This is a genomic window from Amycolatopsis albidoflavus, from assembly GCF_039525725.1.
GTDB classification, from domain to species: domain Bacteria; phylum Actinomycetota; class Actinomycetes; order Mycobacteriales; family Pseudonocardiaceae; genus Amycolatopsis; species Amycolatopsis albidoflava.
This window is the reverse complement of record NZ_BAAAHV010000025.1, coordinates 1-14,143: the sequence shown is the minus strand read 5'-3', so window position 1 is coordinate 14,143 and position 14,143 is coordinate 1. Positions and strand designations below refer to the sequence as shown.

Genomic DNA, 14,143 nt, shown 5'->3' with positions numbered 1-14,143 from the left:
TTTTCACCCGGTCGAGGCCGGGGCGGGAGTTTTTGTCGGTGGCGGGGGCGATGATGGCCGGGTGTTGTTCACCGACCTCGTCACCGCCTCCGCCGAACTGGCGGCCACGCGGTCACGGAAAACGAAGATCGCCGTGCTGGCCAGTGTGCTGCGCACGGCCGAACCCGGCGAACTGCCCGCGGTGATCGCGTATCTCACCGGGCAGACGGCGCAGGACCGGCTCGGAGCCGGCTGGCGCACGCTCGCCGAACTCGCCGTCGAACCGGCGGCCGCGCCCGCCGTCTCCGTGGCGGAGGTCGACGTCGCGCTCACCGAGGTCGCGGCCGCGGCGGGCGCGGGTTCGGTGAAGCGACGGGCGGAGGTGCTCACCGCGTTGTTCTCCCGGCTGACGCGGGCCGAGCAGGAGTTCGTGTTCCGGCTCGTCACCGGGGAGCTGCGGCAGGGCGCGCTGGAAGGCGTGATGGTCGACGCGGTCGCGGCGGCGGCCGAGGTGGGAGTCGACCAGGTGCGGCGCGCGTTCATGTTGTCCGGACGGCTGCCGGTCACCGGGCAGGCGGCACTGACCGGGGGCGCGGCGGCGCTCGCGGAATTCGGGCTGGAGCTGGGCCGGCCAGTCCGGCCGATGCTCGCGTCGCCGGCGGAATCGCTGGAAGAAGCCGTGGCGGAGCACGGGAACGCGATCGTCGAGTACAAAATGGACGGTGCGCGGATCCAGGTGCACCGCCAGGGTGCGGAAGTGCACGTGTACACGCGCACGCTGCGGGAAATCACCGGCAGCGTAGGCGAATTGGTCGAGCTGGTGCGGGCGCTGCCGTGCGAATCGGTGGTGCTGGACGGCGAAACCCTCGCGCTCACCGACGACGGGCGGCCGCGGCCGTTCCAGGAAACGATGAGCCGGTTCGGCAGCACGCGGGACGAACAGGTGCGGGCGTTGCTGCTGCGGCCGTACTTCTTCGACTGCCTGCACCTGGACGGGGTCGATCTGCTCGACGCGCCGCTGTCCGAACGCAACGAGGCGCTGCGCCGGGTGGCGGGCGAGCACGTGATCCCCGGCTCGGTCCGGCCGGAAGCACCGGCCGCGGTGCTCGAGGCGGCGATGGACGCCGGGCACGAGGGCGTGATGGTGAAGGACCTCGATTCGCTCTACGCCGCCGGGCGGCGCGGGCGTGCGTGGCTGAAGGTGAAACCAGTGCACACCATCGATCTGGTGGTGCTGGCGGTGGAATGGGGACACGGGCGGCGCACCGGGAAACTGTCGAACCTGCACCTCGGCGCGCGCGATCCGGACGGCGGGCCGCCGATCATGGTGGGCAAGACGTTCAAGGGCCTCACCGACGAGCTGCTGGCCTGGCAGACCGAGCGGTTCCAGGAGATCGAGACGCACCGCGACCAGTGGACCGTCCACGTGCGACCGGAGACGGTGGTCGAGATCGAACTGGACGGGGCGCAGGTCAGCACCCGGTATCCGGGCGGGCTGGCGCTCCGGTTCGCGCGGGTGGTGCGGTATCGGCCGGACAAGGAACCCGGCGAGGCGGACACCATAGACACCGTCCGGGGGTTGCTGCGCGGCAGCCGTCCGGCGGAGGAATCCGGACAGGCCGAGCGAGCCGGGGTTGCGGGAGGGACTGGATCCTCGGGGCAGCCCGGTTCGGAGGAGCAGCCGGATTCCGGCGGGCAACCCAGTTCCGAGGAGCGACCCGGTTCCTCAGGGCACCCCGGCTCCGACGAGCGCCCCGGCTCCCAGAAACAACCCGGCTCCGGCGGGCAACCCGGCTCCCAGACGCAACCTGATTCCGCCGAGCAACCCGGCCGGGAAGATCGGCCCGGTTCCGAGGAGTCCTCCGGATGATCGCCCCGCACGCCCTCCGGATGAGCGGGCACATTACGGACATCGGGCAGTTTTCCCCGCCGTACTCGGGAAAACGCCCGACGAAAGTTGATGTCGCACCCGTGGCCGCGTGCCCGAGAGTGGGAGCACTGGCCTGTGTCGATGGGAGAAAAGCATGACGTTCCGGGTGAAATCAGCCGTCCGGGGATTCGGGCGGCCGATGACCCTGCTGGCGGGCGTGGCGCTCGCCGCCGCCGTGGTGGCGGCACCGGCCAGTGCCGCGCCGGTGCCGCCGCAGCCGTCCCGGCATCACTTCTCGGCCGCCGCGCAGTCGTTCGTCGGCGCGACGACCGTGTCCGAGCGAGTCGCGCGGCTCAACGCGGCGATGGCCAAGCTGCCGAAGGAAAGCGGCGCGTACAACGCCACGAAGCTGTGGAACCAGGGCATCACCGGCGCCGGGTCCACCGTGGCCACGCTGGTGTCGTTCGGCGACGACAAGGTCAAGCAAGTCCTGGACGAGTATTCGCGGCAGCACGGTCTGCCGCCGGCGAACGTCGAGGTGCTGCAGCCGTCCGGCGCGGTGCCCGCGTGCACCGATCCCGGGGTGGACACCGCCGCCTGCCAGTCGTGGGGCGGGGAAACCGACCTCGACGTCACGATGATGCACGCGATGGCCCCGGCCGCGAAGATCGTCGTCGCGGCCACTCCGGTCGCCGAGACGCAGGGCTTCGCCGGGCTGCCGGAAATGATGCACGCGGTCGACTACATGACCGAGCACCGCATCGCCGACGTGGTCTCGATGAGCTTCGGCACCACCGAGGAGAACTTCCCGTCGTTCGAGTCGATCAAGACCCTCGACCCGGCGCTGGAGCGGGCGAGCAAGGCCGGCGTCACGCTGGTGGCGTCGTCCGGCGACGACGGCCCGACCGGGGCGTACCTGCAAGGCCCCGGCCGGTACCCGTACCGCGTGGCGAGCTGGCCCGCCAGCGACCCGAACGTCACCACGCTCGGCGGCACCCAGCTGCACCTGGACGCGAACGGCGTCCGCACCCAGCCCGACGACCTGGTCAACGCGGCGGACAACGGGTTCAGCGAGGGGGCGGGCCTGTCGAAGGCGTACGCGCGGCCGTCCTGGCAGAACCACGTCAAGCAGATCACCGGCAGCACGATGCGGTCGTACCCGGACATCAGCATGGAAGGCGTCCAGGGCACGTCGCAGTCGGCGCCGCTGTTCGCGGGCGTGCTGGCGTTGGCGGTGCAGGCCAACCACGGGCGGCTGGGCCAGATCAACCCGGCCCTGTACTCGAAGCTGGGTCCGAAGGGCACCGCGGCCGGGATCGTCGACGTCACCAAGGGCGACAACAGCCAGTGGGACGTCGAAGGCTTCAAGGCCGGTCCGGGCTACGACATCGCGAGCGGCTGGGGCACGATCGACGCGTCGGTCTTCGTGCCTGCCCTGGTGAAGGCGGTGCGGTGATGCGGTAGTCCCCAGCCTCCGCCGCAAGCGGGCGTCCGGGGCAAGTTCACCCGGCCCGACGCGACCGACCCTGGTCGTGTCGGGCCGGGCGGAGCAGGCCGGGACCGTAGTGTCAGCGGCATGTCCTCGAAAGCGTTGGCCCGGCTGTGGTTCGGGGTGACCGCGGTCGTCGTGCTGGCCGCGCTCGTGATCCAGATCGTCGCGCTGGTGCCGGCGCAAGGGCGGTACGCCAGCTTCGGCGGGCGGGTGGCGAACCTGTTCACCTACTTCACGATCATCTCGAACCTTCTCGTCCTCGTGACCAGCTCGGCTTTCGCTCGCGGACGCGGCACCTCGCCGCTGATGCGCGTGCTCTGGCTCGACGCGCTGGTCGGGATCGTGGTCACCGGCGTGGTCTACCAGGTCGCGCTCGCCGGACTGTACGAACTGCACGGGCTCAGCCTCGCCGCGGACATCCTGCTGCACCGCGTCACGCCGGTGCTGTGCGTGCTTGGCTGGCTGATCTTCGCCCCGCGCGTGCTCGAATGGCGCACCGTCTGGTGGTCGCTCGTCTATCCCCTGGCGTGGCTGGTTTTCACCCTCGTCCGCGGGGCGATCGACGGCTACTACCCGTACCCGTTCGTCAACGCCGACGACCTCGGCTACGGGCAGGTCGCGCTGAACTGCGTGCTCATCGGCGTCTTCTTCATCGTGCTCGCCAGCGGAGCCAGGCTCGTCGACCGGCGGCTCACGCGCGTACCCGCCGAAACGCGTTCAGCGGATCGCTGAGCCCGGCCTGGGCCAACGCCCGCCAGGCACCGCGCTTGAGGTCCACCGGTTTGCCCGCGGCGACGCGGTGCATCTGCTGGGTGTGCCACTGAATTTCGACCAGGCTGTCCGCGAGGCGGATTCCCGTGCGCGGGCACCGTCGTTCGGCTCGCACGTCCTCGCCCGCGAGCAGCCGTCCCGGCAGGCCGGGGTCGACAATGAACGGACGGCCGATCCCGATCATGTCCAGCGCACCGGATTCCAGCGCCTCCGCCATCCCGGCCGCCGTGGCGAACCCGCCGGTGACCATCAGCGCGACGTCGCTGATCTGCCGGGCTTTCGCCGCGTAGTCCAGGAAATACGCTTCCCGCCGCTGCGTGCTCGCCCGGCCGGCCCCCATCATCACGGCCCGCTCGTACGTGCCGCCGGAAATCTCCAGCAGGTCGATCCCGGCCTCGCCCAGCGCGCGGACCACCTGCAGCGACTCGTCCTCGTCGAAGCCGCCGCGCTGGAAGTCAGCGCTGTTGAGCTTCACCGAAACCGGCACGCGGTCGCCCACCGCGCCCCGCACCGCGCGCACCACCTCAAGCAGGAACCGGCTGCGGTCGCGCCCCCACTCGTCGTCGCGACGATTCACCAGCGGCGACAGGAACTGCGAAATCAGGTAGCCGTGCGCGCCATGAATCTGGATCCCGGCGAACCCGCCCTCGACAAACGCCCGCGCCGACAACGCGAACCTCTCCACCACCGCTTCGATCTCGTCGCCAGTCAACGCCCGCGGCGCGGCGAACGCAGTCCGCACCCCTCGGTCGCCAAACGGCACCGCCGACGGAGCGACCGGCTGCCGGGACAGGTACCGAGGACTCTGCCGACCGGGATGGTTGAGCTGCACCCACAACTGCGCGTCGGTGCCGTCCACGGACTGCGCCCACGACCGATACGCCGCCGGATCCGGCACGGCCGGCACCGCGACGTTGCGCGGTTCGCCGAGCGCGGTGGGATCGACCATCACGTTGCCGGTCACCAGCAGGCCAGCGCCCCCGTGCGCCCAGGTCCGGTACAGCCTCGCGAGTTCGCCGGACGGTGCGTTGCGGCGGTCGCCGAGCTGCTCGCTCAGCGCCGACTTCGCGATCCGATGCGGCAGCACGGCCCCGCAGGCGAGTTTGAGCGGTTCGGCGAGCAGAGCCCGGGGGTCGGTCATGAGCAGTCCCGTCGTCGCGGATAACTTACCGCGAGTAAGAATACTCGAAAGTAGGTACCGGCGGTATGCCTCGCGGGCCACTAGGGTCTGCGGCATGACGGCCATAGTGCAGAACCTGGTCACGTCGGGCGTGTTCGAGCTCGACGGCGGCAGCTGGAACGTGGACAACAATGTCTGGATCGTCGGCGACGGGTCCGAGGTGATCGTGATCGACGCCGCCCACGACGCGGACGCCATCGCGGACGTCGTCGGAGACCGCACGGTCCGCGCGATCGTCTGCACCCACGCACACAACGACCACGTCAACGCCGCCCCCGCACTGGCCGAGCGCACCGGCGCGCCGATCCTGCTGCACCCGGCCGACCGCGTCGTGTGGGACCTGACCCACCCGGACCGCGCCCCCGACGGCGACCTGGCCGACGGACAGGTCATCACCGTCGCCGGCACCGACCTGACCGTGCTGCACACCCCCGGCCACGCCCCCGGCGCGGTCTGCCTGCACAGCCCTGACCTGGAAGTCCTCTTCACCGGAGACACCCTGTTCCACGGCGGCCCCGGCGCCACCGGCCGGTCGTACTCCGACTACCCGACCATCGTGAAATCCATCCGCGACCGCCTCTTCCCTCTCCCCGACGCGACGATCGTCCGCACCGGCCACGGCGAAGCGACGACCGTCGGGAAGGAAAAGGCCGCGTCGGCCGACTGGCCCGCCGCCTGATCCGCTCCGAGTCTCGCCGGGCGGGTCAGCACGCGTTGCCGAGCCGCCCGGCGAGTTCTGAATCGGCCGCCGGTCCGCAAACGCTTGCGGCCAGTTAGACCAGCCAATTCGACACCCGCCTGCCGCATCGACACGCGTCGCCAGACCTGCTCGCATCATCACGACAGGCCGCGCCGCCACACATCGACCGCGATTCACGAGCGGCTGGAGCCTGAGCCGCAACATCAGATCGCCCGCGAGCCGCACCCGAGGCCCGCCAGGCCTCGCCCCAAGCCGCACCGCCGGATCTGGCTGCTTCGCGTGGGGGTCGCGACTGGCTCGCCGCCGAGCAACAGCACGCTTTCCGCTACTTCGATCGCGACGCCGACCGCCCGCCGCCAAGAGTTCGCCCGACCAGCGAACCACCCTCTCTGCAGCCATCCCGAACCGCCGCGCGCCCGAGCGACGCGACGAAGCCGCCTACCGAGCCAGCCGAGGAACCTCCGGAACAACGCGAACCCGCTCCCGAGCCTCGCCCGCAAGCGCTTGCGCCCACCGCTGCAACCCGGCCACATCCACCCCGTACGGCGGCTCCTCCCGGAACGGCGCGATGTTCTCCGCACCTCGCTCCAGCAGCGCCACCGCGCCGTTCCCATTCCCGCGCAACGCGTGCGTCAGCCCCACCGCCAGCTGCGCCAGGCCGCGCCACAGCTCGCGCTCCGGCCCGTCCGTCGCCTTCCAGGCGTCCTCGAACACCTCGTGCGCGTGGAACGGGCGACCGGCGTCCAGCAGGTGCTGGGCCTCCGCCAGGGTCTCCGCCGGGGTCCGCTGCACGCCTTCGGGCTGGCGCGGCACACCGTCGGATCCATACGGCAGCGGGCGGCCTAGACCATCACGCGGGCGGGCGTTGCGCGCCCGTCCCTGGTCGTCGCGATCACGGCTGTCCACCCGGCCATTGTTCCACGCGCCACGCCGGGTTAGCGTCTCGCGCGCAAGCCACGTAGCCTGGTGACTCGTGCGCTTTCTGGATGGGCACGTGCCCGCTCACGACCTGACCTACGACGACGTGTTCCTGCTGCCGAACCGTTCGGACGTGGAATCCCGCTTCGGCGTCGATTTGTCCACTGTGGACGGCACCGGTGCGACAATCCCCTTGGTGGTGGCCAACATGACGGCCGTCGCCGGGCGGCGGATGGCCGAGACGGTCGCTCGCCGCGGCGGGCTCGTCGTGCTTCCGCAGGACGTCGACACCGAGGCAGTGGCCGAAATCGTCTCCTGGGTGAAGTCCCGCCACGCCGTCTGGGACACGCCGCTGGTCCTCACCGGCGGCGACGCGGTGGCCGACGCCCTCAACCTCGTGCACAAACGAGCACACGGCGCGGTCGTCGTTGTCGACGGTGACGGCAAGCCGGTCGGCGTCGTCGACGAGGCTGCCTGCGCCGGTGTCGACCGTTTCGCGCGGCTGGCCGACGTCGCCGAACCCGCCGTCGTCTCGGTGCCGCTGGACACGCCGCCGCGCGAGGTTTTCGAGCTTCTGCACAGCCACGGCGGACGGCTCGCCCTCGGCCTCGACGCCGACGGTCGCCTCGCCGGCGTCCTCACCGCGGTGGGCGCGCTGCGCTCGGAGATCTACACGCCGGCTGCCGACGCTCAGGGCAAGCTGCGCGTCGCCGCCGCGGTCGGCGTGAACGGCGACGTCGCGGCCAAGGCCGAAGCGGTGCTGGCCGCGGGCGTCGACACGCTGGTCGTCGACACCGCGCACGGACACCAGGAAAAGATGATCGCCGCGCTCAAGGCGGTCCGTTCGGTGTCGCCGAAGGTGCCGATCGTGGCGGGGAACGTCGTGACCGCCGAGGGCACCCGCGACCTCATCCACGCGGGCGCGGACGTCATCAAGGTCGGCGTCGGCCCCGGCGCGATGTGCACCACGCGAATGATGACCGGCGTCGGCCGCCCGCAGTTCTCCGCCGTCGCGGAATGCTCGGCCGCCGCCCGTGAACTGGGCAAACACGTCTGGGCGGACGGCGGCGTGCGGCACCCGCGCGACGTCGCGCTGGCACTGGCCGCGGGCGCGTCGGCGGCGATGGTCGGCTCCTGGTTCGCCGGCACCCACGAATCGCCCGGCGACCTGCGGTACGACGAGCAGGGCCGCCCGTACAAGGAGTCGTTCGGGATGGCGTCGAAGCGCGCCGTCGGGGCCCGCACGCGCACGGACAACGTCTTCGACCGCGCTCGCAAGGCGCTGTTCGAGGAGGGCATCTCCACGTCGCGGATGGCGCTGGACCCGACCCGCCCCGGCGTCGAGGACCTGATCGACTCGATCTGCTCCGGCGTCCGCTCGTCCTGCACCTACGCGGGCGCGCGCACGCTTGAGGAGTTCCACGAGCGTGCGCTGCTGGGCGTGCAGTCCGCGGCCGGTTTCGCCGAGGGACGCCCGCTGCCTTCCGGCTGGTAACCCCGCAGCAAGTCCGTGAAGGACTCCTTGAGGGAATCAGATTCCCTCAAGGAGTCCTTCACGGAACTAGATCAGCCGTGGTCCTCCAGCATCTCGGTCACCAGCGCCGCGATCGGCGAGCGCTCCGACCGGGTCAGGGTCACGTGCGCGAACAGCGGGTGCCCCTTCAGCTTCTCGATCACCGCCGAGACGCCGTCGTGCCGTCCGACCCGCAGGTTGTCGCGCTGGGCCACGTCGTGCGTGAGCACCACCCGCGAGGCCGAGCCGAGCCGGGAAAGCACGGTCAGCAGCACGTTGCGTTCCAGCGATTGCGCCTCGTCCACGATCACGAAGGTGTCGTGCAGCGAGCGGCCCCGGATGTGCGTCAGCGGCAGCACTTCGAGCATGCCGCGGTCGAATACCTCGTCCAGCACGTCCTGGCTGACCAACGCGCCGAGCGTGTCGAACACCGCCTGCGCCCAGGGCTGCATCTTCTCGCTCTCGGACCCGGGCAGGTAGCCGAGATCCTGGCCGCCGACCGCGTAGACCGGACGGAACACCACGACCTTGCGGTGCTGCTGGCGTTCCATCACCGCCTCCAGGCCCGCGCACAGCGCCAGCGCCGATTTGCCGGTGCCCGCGCGCCCGCCGAGCGAGACGATGCCGACGTCGGAGTCCAGCAGCAGGTCGAGCGCCACGCGCTGCTCGGCCGAGCGGCCGTGCAGGCCGAACGCCTCGCGATCGCCGCGCACCAGCCGCACCCGCTTGTCCGCCGTGACCCGGCCGAGCGCGCTGGAGCTGCCCGCGAGCAGCCGCAGCCCGGTGTGACAGGGCAGTTCGCCCACCTCGCCGAGCCCGAACTCCGCCGGATCCGCCGAACCGCCCGAGAAGAGCGCGTCGATCAGCTCCTGGGGAGCGTCCACGTCCGCCATACCCGTCCAGCCCGACGGCGTGACCTCCTGCGCCCGGTACTCGTCCGCGGTGAGCCCGACGGCGCCCGCCTTGACCCGCAGCGGGATGTCCTTCGTCACCAGGACGACCTGCGGTTGCTCCGTCGCGAGGTTGAGCGCGCACGCGAGGATGCGGTGGTCGTTCGAGTCGGTGCGGAAGCCCACCGGGAGGACGGACGGATCGGTGTGGTTCAGCTCCACCTGCAGGGTGCCGCCCTGGTCGCCGATCGGGATCGGGGCGTCGAGCCTGCCGTGCTTGAGCCGGAGATCGTCCAGCAGCCGGAGGGATTCCCTGGCGAACCAGCCCAGTTCGGAGTGGTGGCGCTTGGCCTCCAGTTCGCTGATGACGACCAGCGGGAGCACCACCGCGTGTTCGGCGAACCGGGTGACCGCCCACGGGTCAGAGAGCAGCACCGACGTGTCGAGCACATAAGTGATGCGTGGGGATTCGGGCGAGATCGAGGCTTTCTCCGGCGCCGGGGCACCGGTCGAAGAACGGCCTGAGGCCTTGCGGGGTGAACGCTGCGCAGTCACGACGGCATCTCCCTCGAGGGCGTGTGCACCCCACGCCCGCACTCGCTGGGCCGGGCACCTCCCTGGCTGGGTCCGCACTCCCTGACGCTGGCTGCGTCAGGCGGCACGGCCACGAGGGCCGGGTGCCGGCCCCCTCGTGCATCTCGTGGGCGGCTGAGCCGCCCCCTCGATCAACGCCACGACCAGGGCCTCCCGCGAGAACCCGCACGGAACGCGAGCCCTCTATCCCGGAAGGTACCTACGTCCGCCCCGTCGTGCAGGCAGCCACACAGGTGATTCGCCGATTCGTCATCCCACCGTCGGTCGCCCGCAACAGAGTGTCCACAGTGCTCACTCAGCGTCACTGGGTCCAGCGATCGGGGGGTCGCGCAAATGGATGATCATGGAAAATTAATCACCGAGTGCAGGCAATTCCCAGGTAAAGGGCCTTGTACCACGCGCAAGACCGGAATGCATTTCGCGTCCTGGACACTGAACCGGTCCGAGTGAACTGGGCCTTCAAGCGCTCACACAATGGGCGTACGCACCATTCGCTAGAGGCCATTCGGGGGTAATTTCCTTACTGCGGGACACACCACCGGAACACTCCGGTGCCCCGAATCCCAGTATCTCTACCTAGGAGTGTGCGAAGTGCTGAAGAAGGCTGGAATTGTCGCCGGTGCCGCCGCGGGTCTGATGATGATCGGCGGGACGGCGTTCGCCTCCCCGGCCGCGACCCAGGGCGCTCCGGACCCGACGTTCGGCGACGCCTACGCCACCTTCATCGAGGGCGGCGGCGCGCTCGGCTACGGTGCCGCTTCGCTGGTCGCCGGCGCCTACACCGGCGTCGCGCTGACCCCGGCGCTGGTGGCCCACTCGATGGAGCACCACCACGGCTGAGCCGTCTTGACGCGAAGGCCCCGGAGCCCGGCTCCGGGGCCTTCGCGGCGTTCGCGGCCCGGGTTGACCGGCCCGGCTGGGTGGGTCCGCCGGGCCGGTTCGCCGCTCAGACTCCGAACCGGCGATGCCGCCAGGCGTAGTCGCGCATCGCGCGGAGAAAATCGACGCGCCGGAATGCCGGCCAGTAAGCCTCGGTGAACCAGAATTCCGAATGCGCGGACTGCCAGAGCAGAAATCCGGAAAGCCGCTGTTCACCGGACGTTCGGATAATCAGCTCCGGATCCGGCTGGCCGGAGGTGTACAGATGTTCCGAGATGTGGTCGACGTCGAGGATTTTCGCGAGTTCTCGAATCGAAGTGCCCTCGTCGGCGTGCTGCAGGAGAAGTTTTCGGACGGCGTCGGCGATCTCCTGCCGTCCGCCGTAGCCGACCGCGATGTTCACCTCCATGCCCGAGTGGTTCTCGGTCCGCGCCGCGGCGGCGGTGAGCTTCTGCGCCACCTCGAGCGGCAGCAGGTCGAGTGCGCCGACGATGCGCAGCCGCCACGGCGCCTCGGCCCCGGCGAGTTCGTCGGTGACGTCGGTGATGATTTTCAGCAGCGGCGTGAGCTCGTCCGGATCGCGGTTGAGGTTGTCGGTGGACAGCAGCCACATCGTCACGACCTCGACCTCGGCCTCTTGGCACCAGCTGAGGAAGTCGGCGATCTTCTTTGCCCCGGCGCGATGCCCGTCGGCCACATCGGCGAACCCGGCCTCGCGGGCCCAGCGGCGATTGCCGTCGAGCATGATCGCGATATGCCGAGGATGACGGCCTGCCGACTGCTGGATCAGTCGGCGGCTGTAGACGCTGTATACGACGTCGGACATGAAGGACCGGAGGCTCACGTCGCCCGAGCGTACGCACCCTTGGAGTAAGGGTGTGACGCGCCACGGGGGCTGGCGAAAAACCTACGGTCCCGTAGCCTTGGCTCGGTGAGCGTGACGATCGAGCCCCCACCCGTCCCCGAGGACACTCGCCCCCGGCTGCGCGGCCATATCCATTTCTGGTCGTTCTTCGGCGCGGTCGCCGGCGCCGCCACGCTGATCAGCCTCGCCGCCTCGACGGTTTCCGGGGTGGCCGCGCTGGCGACGTCCGTGTACGGCCTCACCGTGCTGGGCGTTTTCGGCGTGAGCGCGCTGTATCACCGCAGGCTGTGGAGCCCGCGCGCGTACAAGTGGATGAAGCGCGCCGACCATTCGATGATCTTCCTCTTCATCGCCGGCACGTACACCCCGTTCACCCTGCTGGCCATGTCGAAGCCGACCGGATACATCGTCCTGGCCATCGTCTGGGGCGGCGCGGTCCTCGGCGTGGCGATGAAGATGCTGTGGCCGCACGCGCCGCGCTGGCTCGGGGTGCCGATCTACATCGCCCTCGGGTGGGTCGCGGTGTTCGTCCTGCCGGAACTGCTGAGCCATGCCGGGGTCGCGGCTTTGGTGCTGCTTTGCGTGGGCGGCCTGTTTTATACCGTGGGGGCGGTTTTTTACGCGGTGAAGTGGCCTAATCACTGGCCGGAGACGTTTGGGTACCACGAGTTTTTCCACGCTTGCACGGTGTTGGCGGCGGTGTCGCATTACATCGCGATCTGGTTGGCGATGTACTCCTAGCTGAATCTGACCTCTCAGGCCGCCTCCGAGCCGTCACGCTTCGCGGAGGCGGCCTGAGTCGTTTCCGAAGCGGCGACGGGGCCCGCTTCCCCGGAAAGAGGTCGTGGCGCTCAGAGCAGATCGAGCGCTGTCACGATCTCCTGGACCTCAGTGCGAGTGGCGTAGTTGGGGTGCACATCGATCCACCGGATCGTGCCCTCGGCGTCGACCAGGACGACCGTCGGCATCGGTACGCCATGGCTGCCGTCGGCATTGGCCGCGGTGAGGTCGAGGCCGAGAGCTGCCTGCGCGGCGCGGGCGCTTTCGGTGGGGGCGGTGAGCACGCCGAGCGCGGCGGCGATCTGGTTGCCGGGATCGGAGAGCACGGTGAAGGTCAGCTCATTCTTCTCCGCCATGGACAGCGAACCGTCTGGCTTCTGCGGGCTGATCGCGATCAGTTCGACGCCCCGTTCGGCGAGCACGGGCACGAGCTGCTCCTGGTAGGAGCGCAGCGCCACGTTGCAGTACGGGCACCACGCGCCTCGGTAGGTCACGACCACAGCGGGCCTGCCGTGCCGGGCGGATTCGAGCGTCGCCTGGTTGCCGTGAGCGTCGAGCAGCTCTCCGTCGGGCATCGCCGCACCTGCGGCGAGCACGCCCTCGGGCAAGCCGGCGGCGTCCAGTTCCGCCTGCTCGCCGCCAAAAGCCGCCAGGGCCTCGGCCGGCAGTTGACCCGCCATACCCTGCTGCATGGCGGATACCTGCTCGGCAATGGTGCTGTTGGTGGTGGTCACGTCAAGCCTTTCGGACACGGGAGGTGCTTCACGGGCAGGGGCCAAACCTCAAACTGGATTACTCTATCCAGTAGTACCGACGGTAAACTGGATAGTCAAATCCAGTTTTGGCTCACTTCCGTATCCTGCAGGGGTGAGCGAGACCGTGACCCCGGCTGCCGAGGGCGCCGGCGCGACGAAACGGACGACCCGCGGGCTCGTTACGCGTGAGCGGATCGTCGCCGCCGCCGCACAGCTGATGTTCGAACGCGGCGTCGCCGGCACCAGCACTCCCGACGTCCGGGACGCGGCTGGGGTCAGCTCGTCGCAGATCTACCACTACTTCGCGGACAAGAGCGCTCTCACCCGCGCGGTGATCGAGTTCCAGACGGCCCGCATCCTGACCGGACAGCGAGTGCTCCTCTCCCGCCTGGACAGCTTCGCGGCGCTGCGCGACTGGCGAGACGCGATCGTGCAGATCGAACACGACCTCGACTGCCGCGGCGGCTGCCCGCTCGGGAGCTTGACCAGCGAACTCGCTGAACACGACCCTGCCGCGCGCACCGCATTGGCGGAGGGCTTCACGCTGTGGACCGATGCGATCCGCGACGGCCTGCAGGACATGCTCGACCGGGGTGTGCTGCGCGACGACGCCGACCCGCACCGCCTGTCGTTGGCGACGATGGCCGCACTGCAGGGCGGCTTGCTCCTCGCGCAGGCGCAGCGCAGCACTGCGGCGCTGGAAGCCGGGCTGGACGCGATGATCGAACGCATCGCGTTCCACGCTGTCGCTCTCTGACGAGAGAGGCAAGCACTGCGATTAACGTCGCGAGGTCCTGGCGAGTCCACCGGTGCCGACGGTCCACCGCTGACTTCCGTGCCAAGCTGATCGAGCAATGCAAAGCCACGTCGTCGCGATCCGGTTGGCGATGTACGCCTAGTGTCCTGCGCCTGAAATTCGTCGGCAATATCGTGCAAGCGAGTCGATGATTTCTTCGG

General features: G+C 69.8%; 12 protein-coding genes and 1 pseudogene. 8 read left to right on the top strand and 5 right to left on the bottom strand.

Annotated elements, in window-relative coordinates; translation table 11 throughout:
* Positions 1 to 61 precede the first annotated feature (61 nt).
* The 3 genes and pseudogenes from ABD156_RS39755 to ABD156_RS39745 form a co-directional block, all read left to right on the top strand.
* Positions 62 to 1,576, top strand: a pseudogene (locus ABD156_RS39755) (ATP-dependent DNA ligase); the annotation flags it as partial.
* Between the two features lie 427 nt (positions 1,577 to 2,003).
* Positions 2,004 to 3,305, top strand: a complete 1,302-nt coding sequence (locus ABD156_RS39750; protein ID WP_344286199.1) for a S53 family peptidase — start codon at positions 2,004 to 2,006, stop codon at positions 3,303 to 3,305.
* 120 nt (positions 3,306 to 3,425) lie between these two features.
* Positions 3,426 to 4,073 carry a Pr6Pr family membrane protein gene (locus tag ABD156_RS39745; RefSeq protein ID WP_344286198.1) on the top strand — a complete coding sequence of 216 codons (648 nt, stop codon included), beginning with the start codon at positions 3,426 to 3,428 and terminating at the stop codon, positions 4,071 to 4,073.
* Here the strand turns inward: ABD156_RS39745 and ABD156_RS39740 are convergent.
* Entirely contained in the window at positions 4,033 to 5,253 is a 1,221-nt protein-coding gene (locus ABD156_RS39740) for an NADH:flavin oxidoreductase/NADH oxidase family protein (protein WP_344286197.1), read from the bottom strand. The two genes, ABD156_RS39745 and ABD156_RS39740, sit on opposite strands and share 41 nt — an antisense overlap.
* 94 nt (positions 5,254 to 5,347) lie before the next feature.
* Here ABD156_RS39740 and ABD156_RS39735 point away from each other — a divergent pair, with 94 nt between their 5' ends.
* Positions 5,348 to 5,971 (top strand): MBL fold metallo-hydrolase, encoded by a 624-nt coding sequence (locus tag ABD156_RS39735; protein WP_344286196.1) that lies wholly within the window; start codon positions 5,348 to 5,350, stop codon positions 5,969 to 5,971.
* A gap of 459 nt (positions 5,972 to 6,430) precedes the next feature.
* Here the strand turns inward: ABD156_RS39735 and ABD156_RS39730 are convergent, their stop codons facing one another.
* Positions 6,431 to 6,898, bottom strand: coding sequence for a DUF309 domain-containing protein (locus ABD156_RS39730; protein WP_344286195.1), 468 nt, complete (start codon positions 6,896 to 6,898; stop codon positions 6,431 to 6,433).
* Positions 6,899 to 6,965: 67 nt separating this feature from the next.
* Between ABD156_RS39730 and guaB1 the strand changes: the two genes are divergently transcribed.
* On the top strand, positions 6,966 to 8,405 hold the full coding sequence (gene guaB1 / locus ABD156_RS39725; RefSeq protein ID WP_344286194.1) for a GMP reductase: 1,440 nt from the start codon (positions 6,966 to 6,968) through the stop codon (positions 8,403 to 8,405).
* A 71-nt stretch (positions 8,406 to 8,476) separates the two neighbouring features.
* Here guaB1 and phoH2 read toward each other — a convergent pair whose 3' ends face one another.
* A complete protein-coding gene (gene phoH2 / locus ABD156_RS39720; RefSeq protein WP_344286268.1) occupies positions 8,477 to 9,763 on the bottom strand; it encodes an RNA 5'-3' helicase PhoH2 in 1,287 nt (428 codons plus the stop codon).
* Between the two features lie 735 nt (positions 9,764 to 10,498).
* Here phoH2 and ABD156_RS39715 point away from each other — a divergent pair.
* Positions 10,499 to 10,747, top strand: coding sequence for a hypothetical protein (locus ABD156_RS39715; RefSeq protein WP_067576545.1), 249 nt, complete (start codon positions 10,499 to 10,501; stop codon positions 10,745 to 10,747).
* 106 nt (positions 10,748 to 10,853) lie between these two features.
* Here the strand turns inward: ABD156_RS39715 and ABD156_RS39710 are convergent, their stop codons facing one another.
* A complete protein-coding gene (locus ABD156_RS39710) occupies positions 10,854 to 11,612 on the bottom strand; it encodes an isoprenyl transferase (RefSeq protein ID WP_344286267.1) in 759 nt (252 codons plus the stop codon).
* Positions 11,613 to 11,717: 105 nt separating this feature from the next.
* On the opposite strand from ABD156_RS39710, the gene trhA reads away from it, so the two are divergent.
* On the top strand, positions 11,718 to 12,392 hold the full coding sequence (trhA, locus tag ABD156_RS39705; protein ID WP_344286193.1) for a PAQR family membrane homeostasis protein TrhA: 675 nt from the start codon (positions 11,718 to 11,720) through the stop codon (positions 12,390 to 12,392).
* Between the two features lie 110 nt (positions 12,393 to 12,502).
* Here the strand turns inward: trhA and ABD156_RS39700 are convergent, their stop codons facing one another.
* Positions 12,503 to 13,183 carry a peroxiredoxin-like family protein gene (locus tag ABD156_RS39700; RefSeq protein ID WP_344286192.1) on the bottom strand — a complete coding sequence of 227 codons (681 nt, stop codon included), beginning with the start codon at positions 13,181 to 13,183 and terminating at the stop codon, positions 12,503 to 12,505.
* A gap of 115 nt (positions 13,184 to 13,298) precedes the next feature.
* On the opposite strand from ABD156_RS39700, the gene ABD156_RS39695 reads away from it, so the two are divergent.
* Positions 13,299 to 13,943 carry a TetR/AcrR family transcriptional regulator gene (locus ABD156_RS39695; protein WP_344286191.1) on the top strand — a complete coding sequence of 215 codons (645 nt, stop codon included), beginning with the start codon at positions 13,299 to 13,301 and terminating at the stop codon, positions 13,941 to 13,943.
* Positions 13,944 to 14,143 lie beyond the last annotated feature (200 nt).